Source organism: Amycolatopsis roodepoortensis (assembly GCF_014873915.1).
In the GTDB taxonomy this organism is placed as follows: Bacteria; Actinomycetota; Actinomycetes; order Mycobacteriales; family Pseudonocardiaceae; genus Amycolatopsis; species Amycolatopsis roodepoortensis.
On record NZ_JADBEJ010000005.1, the window covers coordinates 248810 to 267492 of the forward strand.

Below are 18683 nucleotides of genomic sequence, written 5' to 3' on the forward strand. Positions count from 1 at the left end.
AAGCCTTGCGCGCGATGATGCCCAATCGATACGTGCGACGAAGTGAGAGCAAAGCGTTTCGTCCTCTGGATGCGGTGGTTGCACACGCAAGTACCGCATCCAGAGGACGAAAGGCGGGAGAAGTCAGCCGACGGAGACCTCACGACGCCGCGCGGTGGCCGCGGCCGCGTAGAGCCACGCGAACAAGGCCCACATACCGGCGAAGATGAGCCCGACGGTCACGTACGCGACCGTCCACAGCACGGCGGGCGTCTCCGACTTCCGCTCCCGCTGCAGGAACTCGATCTCCGACATGAACGGGCGCGTGCCGGACGTCGCGTCGATCGAAGGCGCGTTCGCGGCCGGGTCGGCGGGCGCGTAGATCGGGGCGAGCCCCATCACCCGGTTCGGGACGTGCACCCGGATCCCGGTCTTCCACTGGCCGAACACCGGCAGCGGCTGGGCGGTGCGGTACACCCCGTCGCCGATCTTCTCCAGCGGCGCGGTGTAGAAGTCGCCGCCCTGCCAAGCGAAACCGTTGAGCCACACCGCGTCGTCGGCGAGGTCCGGCCGGGAGATCGTGACGGTCGCGTCGACCCAGCGCGGTGTGCCGCCACCATGCGGGTTCGAGATCGGCAGCCCGGTCGCGGCCTCGGTCAGCCGGACGTCGGCGGTGAATCCCGGCTCCGGATCCTGCGGGACGGCGACCGAGGACATCAAGGCGACCGCGCCCAGCGCGCCGACGAGCCCGACCACGTGACGGGGTCCCGCCGCGGGCACCCGCGTCGCCGTCTCCTCCACTCGCTGGTACTGCCAGACACCGATGAACGCGCCCGCGAGGGCCGCGCCGGTCCCGAACAGGACGAACAGCGGCAGATGGGCGGCGGGCCACGGATTCGGCATCAGCCAGTGGGTGAACGCCGCCTCGGCGAGCATTCCGGCCGTCCCCACGAGCAGACCGGCGACAGCGGCGAACGTGTAGCCCTTCCGGTCGCGCATCGCGAGGGCGACGACCTCGATGATCAGCGCTTCGGCGACGTACGGCAGCAGCGACGCCACGTGCAGATCGGCGAACAGCGGGATGACGGCGAACGAAGCACGGGACACGAGGAAGACCGCGAGCACGATCAGCGCGCCGCCCGGCCCCCAGGACAGCCGCCCGTAGGTCAGCGTCCAGGCGCCGATCAGGCCGACGAGCACGACCTGCGACAGCATCGGGAACTGCGGGACGCCGAGGTCGAACTCCATCAGGAACGCCGAAGCGCCCATCATCCAGGCACCGGCGAGCACCGGGCCGAGCAGCCGCACGACCGGCCCGGTCGCACCGACCTGACGCGCCTCGCCGAGCAGCAGTTGCAGCCCCAGCACGACACAGACGCCGCCGCCGATCATCAGGACGTGCGTCGGCCCCCATTCGGTGACGTCCTGGCCGAACAGGCGGTGCCACACGTCGTCGAGCGGGAATCCGGCGATGCCGACCAGACCGGTCGCCATCATCTGGATGGAGCCCATCGGCGCCCGCCAGTGCGGGCCGATCTTGAACGTGCGCTTGGGCAGGTCCTTGGTCGCGAGGGTCGCGCTGAGCACGCCGCTGGCGAAGATGCCCATCAGTCCGAAGTAGATCGGGTAGTGCGACGGGTTCGCGAGCGGACCTTCGTCGCGGCCGAGCTCCATGTGGATCGGCACGTCCCAGTAGACGCCGATCAGCGCCGACATCCCGGAGAGGAAGGCGACGAACATCGGCAGCGCCGCCCAGCGCGGCAGACCGCTGAACTCCGCCATCCAGTCCGCGACGCGGCCGAAGACCGTCCGCTTCCCCGCGCGCTCGCGAAGCACGAAGAGGGCCAAGGGCAGGAAGACCGCGGTGAACATCAGGCCCGCGATGACGATCTGCCCGAATTGCGCGCCGCCGGCAGGCGGGCTCTCCTGAGCCATGAACACCGTTCTCGCCTTCCTGCTAACCTAAGTAACTGTTACCTTGGGGTAACACGATAGGCGCAAGGTCCCGGGCGGGCAAGCCGGGGCGTACGACTTGGAGGCACCTCGATGCGGAGGATCGGCGCGATCACCGTGGCCGCACTGCTGACCGTGGCCGGCTGTTCGGCCGGTTCCGAGCAGGCGCCGGGCAGCGGCAGCCGGACCGTCAAGTTCTCGATCACCGAGGGCAAGCGCACGGCGGGGCCGGAGGAGGTCGCGGTGCGCACCGGCGAGAACGTCACGCTCGAAGTCGCCTCCGACCAGCCCGACGAACTGCACGTCCACGGCTACGACAAGGCCGCCCAGCTGGCGCCCGGGGTTCCGGGGACGGTCGCCTTCACCGCGAACATCGACGGGATCTTCGAGGTGGAACTGCACAAAAGCGGCGCGGCGGTGACCAAGCTCCGGGTGAGCGGATGATCCTGGCGCACGGTCTCGGCGGCCGGTCCGATCTGCCGGTCCCGCTGTGGCTCGCGCTCTACGCGGGAGCGGCGGCCGTCGTGGTCTCCTTCTTCGCGCTCACCGTGCTATGGAAGGAGCCCAAACTCCGCGGCGCCGACGCCGGCCGCCCCCTCCCCCTGCAACGGTTCGTCGACGGCGGGTTCTCGCGGGTCGCGATGCGCGTGCTCGGCGTCGCGCTGTTCGCGGGCTTTCTGGCGATGGCGTGGGCAGGTCCCGGCAACTCGGCCGGCAACCCCGCTCCGGCCTGGTTCTACGTCTGGTTCTGGGTCGGACTGGTCCCGCTTTCCCTGCTGTTCGGTCCTGTCTGGACGCGATTGAATCCACTGAGGACGATCGCGACACTGATCCCCGCCCGCCATCGCGAACTCCCGGACCGGCTGGGCTACCTGCCCGCGATCGTCGGCCTCCTGGCTTTCCTTTGGCTGGAACTGGTGTTCCCGTATTCGGACTCGCCACGGGCGATCGCCCTGTTCGCCACCGTGTATGCCGTTATACACATTGCTCTCGGCGCGGTGTTCGGTCCGCGCTGGTTCGACCGCGGTGACGCCTTCGAGGTCTACGCGCGGCTGATCGCGGCGCTTTCCCCTTTCGGCAGGCGCGCCGATGGGTGCCTGGTGGTCCGCAATCCGCTGGACGGCCTGCTCACCGTCTCCCCCGCGCCGTGGCTGACCGCGCTGGTGCTGGTGGTGCTCGGCTCGACGGCGTTCGACGGTCTCACCCGGCTTCCGTTCTGGACGTCGCTGGACGCCGGTGTCCTCGGCGGCACCGCCGGGCTCGCGGCCTGTATCGCGCTCACCTACGGCGCCTATGCGGGCGCCATCAGCCTGACCAGGCCGTATCTGCGCCGGGGGTTCGACCCGTATCCCGCGTTCGCGCCGTCGTTGATCCCGATCATGGTCGGCTACACGGTCGCGCATTACTTCTCGTTCGCCGTGTTCTCCGGGCAGCAGGGCTTCGGCCGCGCGATCGACTACACGGTCGTCTCGACCGGCGTGATCGCGCTGGTACAGATCGCCGGGATCGTCGCCGGGCACGTGCTGGCCGTAACCTCGGCCCATGACCGTTCCGTCGGCGTGCTGCGCGCGAACTACGTCAAGGTGGGCCAGTACCCCATGCTGGCGCTGATGATCGGCTACACCGCGCTCGGGATCGCGCTGGTCTCCGGCTCATGACCAGCGCGGCGCGGGTGGTGATGATGCACCAGGGCGGCTGGGACGAGATCCTGATCTTCGTCGGCCCCGTGGTGATCATCGGGCTGCTCATCTACGTCGCGCGCAAGCAGGTCCCGACTACGCCCGAGGATGAGGACGACTGAGGGGGACGTAGTCGCCACCGGCCAACGCGGTGGCGAGATCAGGGTACGTGGACGCGCTTCCTGCGAAGCGACCTTGGACGACACGGACGTAGGCACCGTCCAAAGGGAAGACGAGCACGAACTTCTTGCCGTGGTTTCCCCGCAGGACGGCTCCCCTTTTCAGGTTGTCGAGGAACTCGATGATGTCGCGCTCGATCTCCTCCGCGAAGCCACGCTGGTCGTCCCGCGTCAGGTCGTACAGGTCGGTGTCGATGTCGTAGGTGGCGCGCTTGCCCGTCACCGGGTCCAGCGCCTCGAATGCCAGCGCGAGCCACCGGTGCGGCACGACGTCCACCACCGCTTCCCACTCCGGGCCGCCGAACCCCCACGTCGAATCCGCGACCTTCACCGCCTGAAGCTCGCGCAGGAAGGCCAGGAGGCGTTGGCCCGCCTCAAATTCCACGACCGGGCCCGCCGCCGAGAAGGAGTGCTCCGGCCAGCTCGGTGACCTCTTCCCGAGTGCGGCCACCGTGGTCGGCGGCCATGAAGTGCTTGCCGATCAGGAGCGAGAACGCGAGCAGGCAGCGGGCTTCGACCTCGTCCTCGTCGGCGAAGATCTCGCGCATGAGGGAACGCAGGTAGTCCATCCGCTGGTTGTCGACCCGCCGGAGCCGTTCGGCCACCACCGCGTCGCGCCGGGCCCAGTCCCGGATGGCGAGGTCGATCGGCAGGAGACGATCCCCGGCGAGCAGACCCGCGCGCCGGATCTTCGCCCTGGCGTCACCGCCTTCACTCTCCACGCTCTCGAAGAGCAGGTCCGTGCTCATCCGCTCCCACGTGGCGAGCATTTCCTCCAGCAGCGCACCCCGATCGGCGAAATGGCCGTAGAAGCCGCCCTTGGTGACGCCCAAGGCTTTCGCGAGCGCCTCGACGCGCACGGCGTCGGGACCTCCGGCGGCGAGGGCGTGCAGCCCCGCGTCGATCCAGGCGCTCGGCGGGGTCCGGGTTTCGGCGGCCATGGGATCACCGTATCTCCCGTCACTCCGGCACCACGAGGACGATATATACGCTACCGTATAGATGGCGGAAGTTACTGGGAGGAACAACGACGATGACTGTCGGATTCGTGGCCACGCATTACCCGCACACCGATCACCACGACGAATTCGTCTCGCGTGTCCGGCGAGTCGCCGACGTCCTGCGCTCCACTCCGGGCTGTCTCGCCGCCGAATGCTGGGTCACCGCCGCCGGCGACGCAGTGGTGTCGATCGTGCGCTGGGAATCCGAGGCGGCACAGGCGGCCTCGATGCAGGCGCTTGGATCGGCGGACGTGGACGTCGCCTTCGACGAACGCGAGGTCCGCCCGCGCGAGATCGTCCAGCTGGTGTCGGCATGAAACTCGCGAACACGGCTCACAGCACGCGCTCGTGGCGGATCCACGAAATCGCCGGCGACTTCGACCTCGAAGATGTCTGGGCGCTCGATACACCCGGCGGGCCGGACGATTTCGGCAAGCTGGTGAAGCAGTTCTCGTCGGGTAACTTCCCGGACGGGGCGCCGCTCCCCGTCCGGGCGCTGTGGGCACTGCGCTGGAAGCTCGGCGCACTGCTGAGGCTGGACAAACGAGATGCCGGCCTCGATACCCGGGTGGGGTCGCTCCGCGGCAGGCTGCCGGAAGACGTCCGCGACACTCCGACCGGACCGGACGAGGACTGGCTGCCGTTCACCCCGCTGTACCGGCTCGACGACGAATTCGCCGCCGAGATGGCGAACCGGACCATGCACGGGGTCCTGCACATCGCGTGGGTCGAGGACGGGCAGGGCGGACATCGCGGCCAGATGGCGGTGCTGGTCAAACCCAACGGCCTGTTCGGCCGGGCGTACATGGGATTCATCAAGCCGTTCCGGTACCTGATCATCTACCCGGCACTCATGCGGATGATCGCGCGCGAATGGGCTGCCCGCTCCTGACCCCGACCTCGTGAGTGGTGAGGACGGTTAGGGCCAAGGGTGTCTTGTGTACCTACTGCGGGTGCACGGGTGGCGTTTTCGCGTGTCGGCCTGTACTGCCGGGTCCTGTTGCTGGGCTTGGCTCAATGCTGCGAAAGCCACTTTCGCAGCATTGAGCGTTGCGAAAGTGGCTTTCGCAACGTCGGCGGCGGCCGGGCCCGGCACGGCCCTGGCGAGCATGTCGCGAAAGCCACTTTCGAGACGTCTGATGTCCCGAAAGTGGCTTTCGCGACACCCCGGGGCCTTCACCGGCCGGACGTGGCACGCCTGCTGCTCCGCACCAGCGTCATGTCCTTCTCCCGCACCGGTTCGCGGCAGTGCGCGCAGACGGTCTCCGGCGCGAGGACCTCGCCGCACGCATGCCGCCACACCGTCGGCGGCGGCCCCTCGGTGACGTACGCGTCGCCCCACGCCATGAGGTTCAGCAGCACGTGGTTGAGCGCGTGCCCCGCCTCGGTGAGCACGTACTCGTAGCGCGGCGGATGCTCCTCGTAGAGCCGTTTCTCGAGAATCCCCGTCTCGACGAGCTTCCGCAGCCGCGCGGTCAGGATGTCCCGGCTCGCCCCGGTGTTGCGGACGATCTGGTCGAACCGCCGCGCACCGAAGAACACTTCGCGCAGCGCGAGCAGGCTCCAGCGCTCCCCGATCACCTCCATCGCGTTGGCGATCGAGCAGTCCCTCGGTCCTTCGGTCATGCGACCAGCGTAAACCCAGTGAGTCTTGATTTCCAACCCACTCGATGCCACAGTGAGTTGGAGATACCAACTCACTACTGGAGGCAGCCGTGCACGACGCGGTCATCGTCGACGCCGTCCGTACCCCGATCGGCAAGGGAAAACCCGGTGGCGCCCTGCACGGGGTCCATCCGGTCCAGTTGCTCGCCCACACGTTGCGCGCTCTCGTCGACCGCAACGGCATCGACCCGGAGTTGATCGACGACGTCGTCGGCGGCGCGGTCGACCAGGTCGGCGAGCAGGCCCAGAACGTCACGCGCTGGGCGGCCCTCGCTGCCGGGCTACCCGAAAGCGTGCCCGCGACCACCGTCGACCGGCAGTGCGGGAGCAGCCAGCAGGCCGTGCACTTCGCCGCTCAGGGAGTGATGGCGGGCGCGTACGACGTCGTCATCGCCTGCGGGGTCGAGTCCATGAGCCGCGTCCCGATGTGGTCGAACGTGCTGCCGGGCACCGATCCGCTCGGCCCCGGCGTCGCCGAGCGCTATCCGGAAGGCCTGGTGCCGCAAGGGATCAGTGCCGAACTCATCGCCGCGAAGTGGTCGCTCAGCCGCCAGGCGATGGACGAGTTCGCGATGGCCTCGCACCGGAAGGCTGCGCGGGCGCACGAACTCGGACGGTTCGCGAGCCAGATCGTGCCGATCGAGACACCGTCGGGCCGAGTGTCCACCGACGAGTCCGTCCGGCCCGGCACCGATCTCGAAACGCTCGCCAAGCTGCGCCCGGCGTTCCAGGATCCGGCCGTGTCCGCGCGTTTCCCGCAGATCGACTGGTCGGTGACCGCGGGCAACAGCAGCCCGATCAACGACGGCGCCTCCGCCCTGCTCATCACCTCCAGCGAGACCGCGGCCCGGCTGGGCCTCCGCCCGCGCGCCCGCCTGCACAGTTTCGCCGTCACCGGCTCCGACCCGCTGCTCATGCTCACCGGGGTCATCCCCGCGACGGAGAAGGTGTTGCGGCGCGCGGGATTGAGCCTGGCGGACATCGACCTCTTCGAGATCAACGAGGCGTTCGCCAGTGTCGTGCTGGCGTGGCAGCAGGAAACCGGGGCCGACCCGGCCAAGGTCAACGTCCACGGCGGCGCGATCGCGTTGGGCCATCCGCTCGGCGCGAGCGGGACCCGGCTGATGGGCACCCTGGTCAACGCGCTGCACCACCACGGCGCCCGGTACGGCCTGCAGGCGATGTGCGAAGGCGGCGGCCAGGCCAACGCGACCATCCTGGAGGCGTTGTGACCGGCAGGCTCCCCAAGAAGCTGGCGGACCATCCGTCGGTGCGGGCCGTGCTCGCCGAACCGCGGGACAAGCCGTCGCCGGTGATCGACGCGGCCTGGCTCAAGGAGATCTGCCTCGCGGCCGGCGCCGACGACGCGGCCGCGGTCTCGCTCGGCCATCCGGATCTGGCGGGTGAACGCGAGCATGTCGAGCGCGCCCTGCCCGGCACCAAGACCCTCGTCTCGCTCGTGGTGCGGATGAACCGTGACGACGTCCGCTCCCCCGCCCGCAGCGTCGCCAACCAGGAGTTCCACCGCACGGGCGAGATCATCAACGAGGCCGCGCACACGATCGTCCGGACGCTGCAGGACGCCGGCTACCGCGCGATCAACCCGTCCGCGACGTTCCCGATGGAGATGGAGCACTATCCCGGCCGGATCTGGGTCGTCGCGCACAAGACGGTCGCCGTCGCGGCCGGCCTCGGCGCGATGGGTCTGCACCGCAACGTCATCCACCCGAAGTTCGGCAACTTCGTGCTCCTCGCGACGTTGCTCGTCGACGCCGAGGTGTCCACCTACGGCGAGGCGCTCGACTACAACCCTTGCCTGGAGTGCAAGCTCTGCGTCGCCGCCTGTCCCATCGGGGCGATCTCGAAGACCGGCGAATTCGATTTCCTCGCCTGTTCGACGCACAACTACCGCGAGTTCATGAGCGGCTTCACCGACTGGGCCCAGACGGTGGCCGACAGCGAGGACGCCGCCGACTTCCGGTCGAGGGTGACCGACTCGGAGAACGTGTCGATGTGGCAGAGCCTCGCGTTCAAGCCGAACTACAAGGCCGCGTACTGCATGGCGGTCTGCCCGGCGGGCGAGGACGTGCTCGGCCCGTACCTCGAAGACCGGCGCGGCTTCCTCGGAACCGTCGTGAAACCGTTGCAGGACAAGGTGGAGACGCTGTACGTGCGAGAGGGATCGGCGGCGAAGGCCTACGCCGAACGGCGTTTCCCGCACAAACCGGTGAAGGAGGTCGACGGCGGCTACCCGCGGCGGTAGGGCCGCCCCCACCCCGCGTCCGGGGGCCTGTCCCATGCCAGGCGCCGTCCGCGCTCCCTAGTCTGGCGGCAAAGCCTGGGGAGGACCTTCCGCATGATCGCGATCAGACTGGCGTTCTCGTCGCTCCACCGTCGTCCCACCGGATTCCTCGCGAGTTTCGTCGCGCTGTTCTCCGGCGCCACGATCCTGATGACGTTCGCGTCCCTTTTGGACACCCGTGCCGCCGCCGGACCGGAAACCGCCAAGACGCTGCTGATCATGGCGAGCGTCGTCGGCGGCTGGGGCCTGGTGATCGTCCTGTTCGCGACGCTGTCGACGCTCTCACTGCTGATCCGGCAGCGCGCCGCGGAGATGGCGTTGCTGAAGAGCGCCGGCGCGACGCCGTCGCAGATCGGCCGGATGGTCGTCGGCGAAGCGGCGGCCGTCGCGGTCGTCGCCGCGGCCACGGCCGTCGTACCGTCGGTCTTCGCCGGACGGTGGCTGGTCGCGCTGCTCGGTGACACGGGCCGCGTACCGGCCGGGCTGGAGGCACGGTTCGGCCCGATCGCGGTCGCGATGGGCACCGGCATCACGCTGCTCGCGGCCCTGGCGGCGGCGACGGTCGCCGCGCGGCGGGTGACCCGGCGCGGAGCGGTGGAGGCGATTCGCGAGGCCGGCGTCGACACCCGGCGGACCAGCCGGCTCCGCGTGGCCGGCGCCGCGGTCGTGCTGGCCTCCGGGCTCGGCTGCGGCGTGGTGACGATGACCGTGTTCACGGGGACCGAACCCGCGCTGATGGCGATCGGCGGCCAGGGCGCGATCCTCGCCGCGATCGGGTTGGCGCTCCTCTCCCCCGTGCTGCTCGGCCCGATCGCGGCCGCGCTGGCCGCTCCGCTGCGACGCGCGGGCGTCAGCGGCCACCTCACGGTGGCGCACCTTCGGGTCCGGAGCCGTCAGATGGCCGGGGTCCTGGTGCCGATCATCCTGTTCACCGGCATCGCGACCGGGACGTTGTACATGCAGGCCATCGAGAACGCCGCCGTCACCGCGCCTGCCGGGATCGCGGGCAGTATCGAAACCCTGAACTACGTCGTCGTCGGCATGATCGCGCTGTTCGCCGCCGTGATGCTGGTGAACACCGTCGTGGCGGCGATCATCGGACGCCGTCGTGAATTCGGTCAGCAGCGGCTCATCGGTTCGACACCATCGCAGGTCCTGCGGCTCGTCGGGACCGAAGGCACCGTCCTGGTGGTGGTCGGCGTCCTGTTCGGCTCGCTCGCCGCGGCCGTCACCGTGATCCCCTACAGCGTCGCCAGGACCGGCGGTCCCGTACCGGACGCGACGATCGGGGTCTATCTCGCCATCGTCGCGGTCGCGGTGGCACTGACGCTCGGTTCGCATCTGGGCGCGGCGGTGAAGGCGATGCGCACCCCGGCGATCCAGGCGGGCACCCGCGGCTGAAGGCCTGTCACATCTCCGATCCCCCACGCGTCAGGGTTACGACTGATCGATGAAGGATGGGGACCGTGGACGAACACGACTGGCTGGCACGGCGCTTCGAAGGGCACCGGACGCATCTGAGGGCGGTGGCGTACCGGATGCTCGGTTCGCTGAGCGAAGCGGACGACGCCGTGCAGGAGGCCTGGCTGCGGCTGAGCCGGTCGGACTCCGGCGACGTGGACAACCTCGGCGGGTGGCTGACCACCGTCGTCGGCCGGATCTGCCTCGACATGCTGCGCTCACGCAAATCGCGGCCGGAGGAGCCGGTCGGCGCGCAGCTCCCCGATCCGATCATCGGCCGTGAGGGCGGGATCGACCCGGAACACCAGGCCCTGCTGGCGGACTCGGTCGGGCTGGCGTTGCTGGTCGTGCTCGACACCCTGGACCCCGCCGAGCGGCTGGCGTTCGTCCTGCACGACATGTTCGCCCTGCCGTTCGACGAGATCGCGCCGATCGTGGGCCGGTCCTCCGCGGCGACCCGGCAGCTCGCCAGCCGCGCGCGCCGCCGTCTGCACGGCTCGCCGACGGTCCCCGACGCGGATCTGAGCCGTCAGCGGGCCGTCGTCGACGCGTTCTTCGCCGCCGCCAGGGGTGGCGACTTCGACGCACTGGTTTCGGTGCTCGACCCGGACGTCATCCTGCGCGCCGAGGGCGGCGCCGCTCCGGTGGGAACGTCGCGTTTCGTGCGCGGGGCGGCCACGATCGCGAGCCAGGCGCTCATGTTCCGGACGGCTGGCGAGGGCGGAGAGCTGCGGCCCGCGCTGGTCAACGGCGCGGCCGGGATGGTGGTCACCAAGGACGGTGTCCCGACGACGGTCTTCGCGTTCACCGTCGTGGACGGCAGGATCGCGGCGATCGACATCCTCGCCGATCCGGACCGCCTCGCCGCGCTGGACTTCGAACCGCTCGGCTGAACGGCCGGAAAGGGGCTTTCGGAATGTCCTGAAGGCCCCTTCCCGGCGTGCGCACTGTCGGGATCAGGAGGTCGGGAAGTTGTCCGCGGTACGGATGCGGTCCCGGATCCAGACACCGGCGGGCTTCAGCGGAGCCGTGCCGGTGAACGAGCTGCCCGAGCAGGTGCCCGGCTTGAACACCGCGCCCGAACGGCTGTCGTCGGAGAAGTTCCAGTTGGTCCAGCTGATCTTCTTCGACGCGAGGAAGTCGAGGTACTTCTGCGAGTTGGTGAAGTCGTTCCCGCCGTCACCGCTGGCGGTCTGGGTGCCGAACTCGGTCACGAACAGCGGGATCTTGCTCGCGGCGCGGCTCAGCGCGTTGAAGTACTCGGTTTTGTGGGACGCCGCGTAGAAGTGGAACGTGTACATGAAGTTGCTGGCGCGGACCGGGTTGTTGATGATGTCGGTCTCGTTGCGGCCGTCGGAGATGCCGAGCGAGCCCCAGCCGTGCGTGCCCACGAGCACGACGCCGTCGGAGTCCTGGGCGCGGATGACCGGGATCATCTGCTCCGCGTAGCTGCGGACCCGGTCCCAGCTGACGTTGTTGGGCTCGTTGGCGATGTCGTAGATGATGTTGGTCTTGTCCTTGTGCCGCTGGGCGATCTCGGTGAAGAACGTCTTGGCGCGGCTGAGGTTGGCGTTCGGGTCGCCGGGGGTGAGCTGGTGCCAGTCGACCAGGGCGTACATCCCGCGTTTGGTGGCCTCTTCGATGTAGCCGTGCACCATGTCGGTGAACTTGCGCGGGTTGGTCTCGTAGCCGCCTTCCTGGATGTACATCGAGATCCGGAGGACGTCGGCCTTCCAGTCGTTGGCCAGCGCGTCGAGCGAAGCGGTCTTCACGCACTGGCTGAACCACTGGATCCCGTGGGTGCTCATGCCACGGAGCTGGATCGGCTTGCCGGCGGAGTTGCAGAGCTGGAGGCCGCAGACCTTCAGCTGCCCGTTGATCGCCGCGGGGCTGCCCGGCGGCAGCGCGGCGGCTGCCTGCGTTGCGGGCTCTGCCGCGGTCTCGGTCGCCATCGAGGTGCTCGCGGCCGCGACCGGTGCCAGCAGTCCGGCGGCCAGTGCGGCCGTCACCCGGAGACGGATCTTGTCCCAACGCATTCGGCTTCTCCTCTCGCGTCGACGGCACCGACGTTGGCGCGCCGACGGTCAGGGCGGCGGAGTTAAATAGGAAACTTTCCTTACTATTGGAAAGTAAAGGGAAGATTACCCACAGGGTCGACGGACGGTCAAGGGTCCACCACCGTCCGTTCCAGCGGTTTCGGGCATGCTCGGAGCGTGACGACCATCGTTGCCTTCCACGCCCATCCGGACGACGAAGCCCTGCTGACCGGCGGCACCCTCGCCCGCGCCGCCGCGGACGGCCACCGTGTCGTCCTCGTCGTCGCCACCATCGGCATGCGGGGCGTGGACGCGTCGCGCCGGGCCGAACTCGAGGCGAGCGCGGAGGTGCTGGGCGTCGCGCGCGTCGTCCACCTCGGCTATGCCGACAGCGGTCACGGCGCGGTCCTCTACCCGGATCCGCCAGGCCTGGTCCGTTTCGTGCGCGCGAGCACCGACGAAGCGGCGGCTCGGCTCATGGCGATCCTGCGTGAAGAGGGCGCTTCAGTCCTGCTGAGCTACGACCGCAACGGCGGCTACGGTCACCGCGACCACGTCAAGGTGCACGAGGTCGGCAAACGGGCGGCGGAACTCGCCGGCGACGTCCGCCTCCTGGAAGCCACGATCCCCCGCGACGCCGTCGCGCGCCTGATCCGGATCGTGCGCCTGGCACGGATCCCGTTCCGCTATGACGTCGACGCGCTTCTCCGTGCCTACAGCGCCAAGTCCGAGATCACGCACACCTTCGACGTCCGGCGCTTCGCGCGTCAGAAGCAGGCCGCGATCGCCGCCCATTCGTCGCAGGTGAAAGGGGACGGCAGGCTCGCGCCGCTGATGCGCGTGATCACCCGGCTTCCGGCGCCGCTCTTCGGCCTCGTGTTCGCCCGCGAGTGGTACGTCGACGCGACATCGCGAGGCTCACGATCCTGAGCGGCGGGCGCGGTACGCGGCGGCCTTCACCCGGTTCTGGCAAGCCAGCCCGCAGAACCGCTTGATCTGCGCCTGGCTCGCGTCGAGGTACACCTGGTCGCACCGCGGCGCCGCGCACAACCCGACGCGATGCGGGATGTCGTCGCCGAGGGCCGCGGCCACGGACACCGCGAGGCCAGCCGCCCACCGCTGGACGAGGTCGGCTTCGGGGCCGTGGAAACGCAGATGCCACGACTGTTCGCCGTGGCGATGCAGGGACGGCCGGGCCTTGCTGTCGACGAGCATCCGGTTCAGCAGCCCGGCCGCCAAGTCCGGTTCCCGCCGGGACAGCGACTCGATGATCTCCCGCAGCCGCGACGCGAGATTCCGCAGGCGCTCCGCGGTCAGGAGATCGACCTGGCCGTTCCCGGTTCCGAGCGCTTCGGCCGCGGCCCGGACCAGATCTTCCCCCTGGAGCACCGGTTTCGGCCTGCCGTGGACATGCTCCCCCGTCAACGCGTTGACCAGCGTGACCCCGGTTTCCAGCCGCATCGCATGGTGCGCGTCAGCCATTCCGCCCTCCCCCGGGACGTCACTGGTTCGCAGGACGCCCGCGGTGACGCTAGCAAAGGCGGGCGGCGCCGCAAGGGCGATGAAGTCTTTCGGAGCAACGAAATCCAGCGAACGGCGGCGGGCTGGTCCACTGTGGACGCCGTCGGCCGCAGCTCACCAGCGAGGCGGGCCCGCGTCCACGATCTTCTGCGAAAGCTCCAGCGGGTCGAGGTGCATCAGCGACTCCATCCACCACGTCATCCCCGCCTGCCCCAGCGCGGGCAGGTCGACCTTGATCGGCTCCTCCCACGCCGGGCTCGCGTTCCCGGCGACCGCGACGTCGAAGGGCCGCCCCGGTTCCAGCCCGGCGAGGCCGAGCGCGCGGTGGGTCTCCGCGATCTCCTCGGCGGTCGGCGTGTGGTCCTCCGGGTTCGGGAAGATCCCGTCGCACAACGCCGCGCGCCGAACGACACGCGGATTGTCGGTGGAGCTCGCCACCCAGATCGGGATCGGGAACGGCTCGGGCGGAGCCTCGGCGAGCGCGACCTGATAGTGCGCGCCGTCGTGGTCGAAACGCCTGCCGGACCAGATCGCGCGGATGACGTCGAGGCCCTCGTCGAACATCGCCGACCGGGTCAGCAGGTCGGTCTGCTCGCCGAACCGGCTGAAGTCGCCGGATTCGTCCGAACCGAGCCCGGTGCCGAGGATCAGCCGCCCACCGGAGAGCCTGCTGACCGTCGACGCGTGCCGCGCCACCACCCACGGCCGCCGCCGGGCGGGCGGGGTGATCATCGGGCCGAACAGCAGCCGGCTCGTGGCGTGCGCGATGGCGCCGAGCGTCGTCCACGGATCCGCGATGGGCATGGTGTCCGCGACGACGTGGTCCCACAGGAAGAACCCGTCCCAGCCCGCCGCTTCGGCGCGGACGGCGAGGTCGACGAGCACCCCCGGCTCACCGAACGGGCCGAAAGGCGGCAGATAGACGGCGTGCCGGACCGTGCTGCCGGTCAAGTCGATCAACTCCCCAACGTCATCGTCGAAGTCCCCGGACGGCCGCTTGTTTACGCCGTTCACCCACGTTAGCGTGCCGAGGATGACGGACGCTGGTGAACGATCGACGAAGTGGCCGGAGCATCGGGGAAGGTTACGCCGGGTGGTGTCCTCGGTGGTCGCCGTCTCACTATGCGCGACACTTTCCGCGGTGGACGCGTCCGCATCGCAGGACGACGGCTGGTCCCGGGACTTCTACTGGGGCGTGGCGTCGTCGGGTTACCAGTCCGAGGGCAGCGCTCCGGACAGCAACTGGAAGCGGTTCGTGGACCGGTCCGCCGGGAAGGACGGCGTCGACGAATACCGCGACTCCGTGGACTTCCGGCACCGCTACGCCGACGACATCCGCCTCGCGTCCGGGCTCGGCGTCAACACCTACCGCTTCGGCATCGAGTGGGCCCGCGTCGAGCCCGCGCCAGGACGGTGGGACGAAACCGAGCTCGCCTTCTACGACGACGTGCTCCGCCAGGTCCGCGCCGCGGGCATGACCCCCATGATCACGCTCAACCATTGGGTGTACCCGGGGTGGGCGCTCGATCAGGGCGGCTGGGCCGAGTCGCGGACGGCCGACGCGTGGCTGGAGTTCAGCCGGAAGATCGTCCAGCGCTACGCCGGGCAGGACGTCCTCTGGGTGACGTTCAACGAGCCGCTGATCTTCCTCAAGAACGAGCAGAAGGTCGGGGCGCTGAACGCCACGCGGTACTTCGCGGCGCAGTCCAACGTCGTCCAGGCGCACCGGCGGGCCTACGACCTGATCCACGAACTCGACCCGACCGCGAAGGTCACCAGCAACCAGGCCTACATCACCGGCGTCAACGGGATGGCCGACTGGTTCTTCCTCGACCAGGTCAAGGACAAGCTCGACTTCATCGGGATCGACTACTACTACGGCCTGAGCATCGACAACTGGACCGTCTTCGCCGCGGCCGGCGACAAGTTCTGGGACGTGAAGCTCCAGCCCGAAGGCATCTACTACGCGCTGCGCAGCTACCACAACCGGTTCCCGCGTCTGCCGCTCTACATCGTCGAGAACGGCATGGCGACCGACAACGGGAAGCTCCGCGACGCGGATTACACCCGCGGCGACCACGTCCGAGACACCGTGTACTGGCTCCAGCGGGCGAAGGCCGACGGGATGAACCTCATCGGCTACAACTACTGGAGCCTCACCGACAACTACGAATGGGGCAGCTATCGCGCCCGGTTCGGACTGTACACAGTGGACGCTCTCACCGATCCCGCGCTGACCCGGCGCCCCACGGACGCCGTTCCCGCCTACCAGGGTCTGGTGGCGGCGGGTGGCGTGCCGCAGGACTTCCGGCTCAAGCGCGGTCCGGGGACCTGTTCCCTCGTGGACGGGCTGGACAGCTGCCTCAATCCGGCCAAAGTGGACGGACCGCTCATGCCGCTGAAGTGACCAGTTCCAGCCGCCTGCCCTCGAACGTCCGCCGCATCCGCCGGTCGTGGGTGACGACCACGAGCGCGCCGGAGTACTCCGCGAGCGCCTGTTCCAGCTCCTCCACGAGATCCGGGGCGAGATGGTTCGTCGGCTCGTCGAGCAGCAGCAGATCGGTCGTTGCCGTCACGAGCCTGGCCAGTTCGAGCCTGCGCCGCTGCCCGATGGACAGCTCCCGGACCGGCTTGCGCAGATCCGGCGCCCGGAACAGGCCCAGCGACAGCAACCTCTCGGCCGCTTCGTCCTCGTCACCGTTTCCGGCGAAGACCGCCAGAACGGTTCGAGCGTCCGCGGCGAGTCCGCCGTTCTGGTGCAGGAACCCGATCCGGCCCGTCCGTTCTGCCGACCCCGTCGAGGGAGCCAGCTCGCCGGCGAGGACCCGCATCAGGGTCGTCTTGCCCGCCCCGTTGGGCCCGGTCACGAGGACGCGTTCACCCGGCAGCACGCTGAGAGACGTTCGCGGCAGACGGCCGTCGACCGACACGTCGTCCACCTTCACCACGTACTGACCGGCCTCGGTCTCCCCCGCGGCGATCCGCGCGGTGAACCGGAGCGGCTCGGGCGGCGGCGGAACACGGTCCGCTTCGAGCCGCTGGATCCGCTCGCGGGCCGACCGGATCCGGCTCATCGCCCCGTGCGCCCGCGATCGGGCCCGGAACGCGCCGGCCCCACTGAAGGCCGCCGGAGCCTTGCGCGGGATCGCCGAGAACCGGTCGATGTTGACGTCCGCCATCCGTTCGTAGCGGGCCTTCTCCAACCGCCACTCCTCGTACTCGCGGACCCATCGGGCCCGCGCGGCCGCCTTCGCCGCGAGGTAGCCCGCGTAGCCGTCGCCGTGGCGCTGCACGGTCCGGCGGTCTGCGTCGACCTCCAGGATCGTGCTGGTGACCCGGCTGAGGAACGTCCGGTCGTGGGTGATCGCGACGATCCGGCCGCGATGCCCGCGAAGGTGGTTCTCCAGCCAGGCGACGGCTTCGTCGTCGAGATCGTTGGTCGGCTCGTCCAGCAACAGCAGTTCGGGTGACGCGGCCAGGGTGGCCGCGAGCGCCAGCCGGGACCGCTGGCCGCCGGACAGGCTGCCCAGCGCGCGGCCGCGATCGAGGCCAGGCTGCCCGAGCCCGTGGAGTGCGACCTCCACCCTGGCGTCGGCCTCGTAACCGCCACGGGCTTCGTATTCGGCCATGAGGTCGCCGTACGCGGCCAGGTCTTCGGCGGTTTCGAGCGACGCCTCGGCCGCCCGCAGCCTCGACTCCAGGTCCCGGATGTCGGCAAGGGCGAGGTCGATCGCGTCGCCGACCGTGGCGGTGCCGGGCAGCTCCAGCGTCTGCGGGAGATAGCCGACACCGCCGGGCGCGGTGACGGTCACCGTGCCGTTGTCCGCCCGGTCCCGGCCGGCGATCAGCCTCAGCAAGGTGGACTTGCCCGACCCGTTGTCGCCGATCACGCCCGCCTTCTCCCCCGGTTTGACGGTGAAGGAGACCTGGTCGAGTACGACATGGTCGTCGAAACGCTTGGTGACACCGGAGAGCACGAGTTGTGTTCCGGGATTTCGATACGGGGTACGCACAGGGGCGTCCTCCTGATTCTCGCAAAGGAAGAAGGACATGCGGAAGGACGCGGCCCGGCGGAGCGAAGGCTCTACGCCAGGGCCGCGTCGAAGGCGAGAATCACAGAGTGAAGAAAATCCCCATGGCGAAGACGGTAGCGGGGGAACGCGGACGGGTAAAACGAATTAAAGGTTGTGTACGGGTTCACAGAGTGGTCTGTGTCCCCATACCGCGACAGCGGCGCCCCGGTGACCGAGAATCGAAGGTGGAGGTTTTCGCGGTCTGAGGGAATGGGGTTCCTCGTGCACGGGTCCAGCGGTCCGATCGCCCGGTTCGGGCGGCGGCTCTTCCCAGCTCGCAATTCGCTGGCTCGCGGCTCCGATCGGTTCGAAGCCCTGGTGCTCAAGCTCGTCATCCTCGCGGCGCTGCTCGCCATCCCGGTCGCGGCCGCCGTGGGCTCCGCCAACCACGGCAGGCAGGTCGCCGCGGCCGCCGCCGACGCCACCGGGCGCACACCCGCCACCGCGTACCTGCTGACGGCCGCGCCCGTCCGCATCGTCGACAGCGAGAGCGTCGGGACCGACAACTCCACCACCCAGGCGACCTGGACGGACTCGCGCGGCGCGCGGCACACCGGTGGCGTCCTCGCGACGCCCGGCAGCCCCGCCGGAACGGCCGTACCGGTCTGGATCGACGCCCGCGGTGAGCTCACCGCCGCTCCGAGGAACGCGTCGACGGCGGTCTTCGATTCCGTGCTCGTGGGTCTTTGGCTCTGGTTCGCGGTGGTCGGCTCGCTCGTCCTGTTCCACCGGCTCGTCCGGCTGGTGCTCGACCGGCAGCGCGCAGCGGCCTGGGAGCGCGCTTGGGCGGTCTACCCGCGGTCCGGTTCCTGGCCCTGAGCCCGGCGGCGACGG

20 protein-coding genes are annotated in these 18683 nt (G+C 69.4%); 12 read left to right on the forward strand and 8 right to left on the reverse strand.

Going from position 1 to position 18683, the window contains the following annotated elements; all coding sequences use genetic code 11:
- Positions 1-123: 123 nt before the first annotated feature.
- The gene (locus tag H4W30_RS20625) at positions 124-1914 is read right to left on the reverse strand and encodes a hypothetical protein (RefSeq protein WP_225949795.1); all 1791 of its coding nucleotides are present in this window, start codon (positions 1912-1914) and stop codon (positions 124-126) included.
- 111 nt (positions 1915-2025) lie between these two features.
- Here H4W30_RS20625 and H4W30_RS20630 point away from each other — a divergent pair, with 111 nt between their 5' ends.
- Genes H4W30_RS20630 through H4W30_RS20640 form a run of 3 tightly spaced genes read left to right on the forward strand, consistent with a single transcriptional unit; the run spans position 2026 to position 3733 of the window.
- Entirely contained in the window at positions 2026-2376 is a 351-nt protein-coding gene (locus H4W30_RS20630; protein ID WP_192744371.1) for a cupredoxin domain-containing protein, read from the forward strand.
- Positions 2373-3590, forward strand: a complete 1218-nt coding sequence (locus H4W30_RS20635) for a hypothetical protein (protein WP_192744372.1) — start codon at positions 2373-2375, stop codon at positions 3588-3590. The genes H4W30_RS20630 and H4W30_RS20635 overlap by 4 nt, the downstream gene beginning before the upstream one ends.
- Positions 3587-3733 (forward strand): hypothetical protein, encoded by a 147-nt coding sequence (locus tag H4W30_RS20640; RefSeq protein WP_185927096.1) that lies wholly within the window; start codon positions 3587-3589, stop codon positions 3731-3733. The genes H4W30_RS20635 and H4W30_RS20640 overlap by 4 nt, the downstream gene beginning before the upstream one ends.
- Here H4W30_RS20640 and H4W30_RS20645 read toward each other — a convergent pair.
- Positions 3708-4175 carry a hypothetical protein gene (locus tag H4W30_RS20645; protein WP_318780634.1) on the reverse strand — a complete coding sequence of 156 codons (468 nt, stop codon included), beginning with the start codon at positions 4173-4175 and terminating at the stop codon, positions 3708-3710. The two genes, H4W30_RS20640 and H4W30_RS20645, sit on opposite strands and share 26 nt — an antisense overlap.
- Positions 4165-4731, reverse strand: a complete 567-nt coding sequence (locus H4W30_RS20650; RefSeq protein ID WP_192744373.1) for a TetR/AcrR family transcriptional regulator — start codon at positions 4729-4731, stop codon at positions 4165-4167. Before H4W30_RS20650 ends, H4W30_RS20645 begins: the two co-directional genes overlap by 11 nt.
- 92 nt (positions 4732-4823) lie before the next feature.
- Between H4W30_RS20650 and H4W30_RS20655 the strand changes: the two genes are divergently transcribed.
- Together H4W30_RS20655 and H4W30_RS20660 are read left to right on the forward strand one after the other, a co-directional pair.
- A complete protein-coding gene (locus tag H4W30_RS20655) occupies positions 4824-5108 on the forward strand; it encodes an antibiotic biosynthesis monooxygenase family protein (RefSeq protein ID WP_192744374.1) in 285 nt (94 codons plus the stop codon).
- On the forward strand, positions 5105-5683 hold the full coding sequence (locus tag H4W30_RS20660) for a DUF2867 domain-containing protein (protein WP_192744375.1): 579 nt from the start codon (positions 5105-5107) through the stop codon (positions 5681-5683). Before H4W30_RS20655 ends, H4W30_RS20660 begins: the two co-directional genes overlap by 4 nt.
- Before the next feature lie 284 nt (positions 5684-5967).
- Here the strand turns inward: H4W30_RS20660 and H4W30_RS20665 are convergent, their stop codons facing one another.
- Entirely contained in the window at positions 5968-6417 is a 450-nt protein-coding gene (locus H4W30_RS20665) for a winged helix-turn-helix transcriptional regulator (RefSeq protein ID WP_192744376.1), read from the reverse strand.
- Positions 6418-6506: 89 nt separating this feature from the next.
- On the opposite strand from H4W30_RS20665, the gene H4W30_RS20670 reads away from it, so the two are divergent.
- From H4W30_RS20670 to sigJ, 4 genes are all read left to right on the forward strand, one after another.
- Entirely contained in the window at positions 6507-7688 is a 1182-nt protein-coding gene (locus H4W30_RS20670; RefSeq protein ID WP_192744377.1) for a thiolase family protein, read from the forward strand.
- The gene (locus H4W30_RS20675) at positions 7685-8719 is read left to right on the forward strand and encodes a (4Fe-4S)-binding protein (RefSeq protein ID WP_192744378.1); all 1035 of its coding nucleotides are present in this window, start codon (positions 7685-7687) and stop codon (positions 8717-8719) included. Before H4W30_RS20670 ends, H4W30_RS20675 begins: the two co-directional genes overlap by 4 nt.
- A gap of 93 nt (positions 8720-8812) precedes the next feature.
- On the forward strand, positions 8813-10159 hold the full coding sequence (locus H4W30_RS20680) for an FtsX-like permease family protein (RefSeq protein ID WP_192744379.1): 1347 nt from the start codon (positions 8813-8815) through the stop codon (positions 10157-10159).
- 65 nt (positions 10160-10224) lie between these two features.
- Complete coding sequence (sigJ, locus tag H4W30_RS20685; RefSeq protein ID WP_192744380.1) at positions 10225-11112, forward strand: RNA polymerase sigma factor SigJ; 888 nt, start codon at positions 10225-10227, stop codon at positions 11110-11112.
- A 63-nt stretch (positions 11113-11175) separates the two neighbouring features.
- Here sigJ and H4W30_RS20690 read toward each other — a convergent pair whose 3' ends face one another.
- Entirely contained in the window at positions 11176-12255 is a 1080-nt protein-coding gene (locus tag H4W30_RS20690; protein WP_037337618.1) for a glycoside hydrolase family 5 protein, read from the reverse strand.
- A gap of 177 nt (positions 12256-12432) precedes the next feature.
- Between H4W30_RS20690 and H4W30_RS20695 the strand changes: the two genes are divergently transcribed.
- Positions 12433-13185 (forward strand): PIG-L deacetylase family protein, encoded by a 753-nt coding sequence (locus tag H4W30_RS20695; protein WP_192744381.1) that lies wholly within the window; start codon positions 12433-12435, stop codon positions 13183-13185.
- On the opposite strand, the gene H4W30_RS20700 is transcribed toward H4W30_RS20695, so the two are convergent.
- A complete protein-coding gene (locus H4W30_RS20700) occupies positions 13174-13737 on the reverse strand; it encodes a CGNR zinc finger domain-containing protein (protein ID WP_192744382.1) in 564 nt (187 codons plus the stop codon). The genes H4W30_RS20695 and H4W30_RS20700 overlap by 12 nt on opposite strands.
- Positions 13738-13890: 153 nt before the next feature.
- Positions 13891-14736, reverse strand: a complete 846-nt coding sequence (locus H4W30_RS20705) for an LLM class flavin-dependent oxidoreductase (protein ID WP_038513774.1) — start codon at positions 14734-14736, stop codon at positions 13891-13893.
- Between the two features lie 181 nt (positions 14737-14917).
- Between H4W30_RS20705 and H4W30_RS20710 the strand changes: the two genes are divergently transcribed.
- Positions 14918-16183, forward strand: a complete 1266-nt coding sequence (locus H4W30_RS20710; protein WP_192744383.1) for a family 1 glycosylhydrolase — start codon at positions 14918-14920, stop codon at positions 16181-16183.
- On the opposite strand, the gene abc-f is transcribed toward H4W30_RS20710, so the two are convergent.
- Complete coding sequence (gene abc-f, locus H4W30_RS20715) at positions 16167-17789, reverse strand: ribosomal protection-like ABC-F family protein (RefSeq protein WP_192744384.1); 1623 nt, start codon at positions 17787-17789, stop codon at positions 16167-16169. The genes H4W30_RS20710 and abc-f overlap by 17 nt on opposite strands.
- 270 nt (positions 17790-18059) lie before the next feature.
- Here abc-f and H4W30_RS20720 point away from each other — a divergent pair, with 270 nt between their 5' ends.
- Entirely contained in the window at positions 18060-18668 is a 609-nt protein-coding gene (locus tag H4W30_RS20720) for an Rv1733c family protein (RefSeq protein ID WP_192744385.1), read from the forward strand.
- Positions 18669-18683 lie beyond the last annotated feature (15 nt).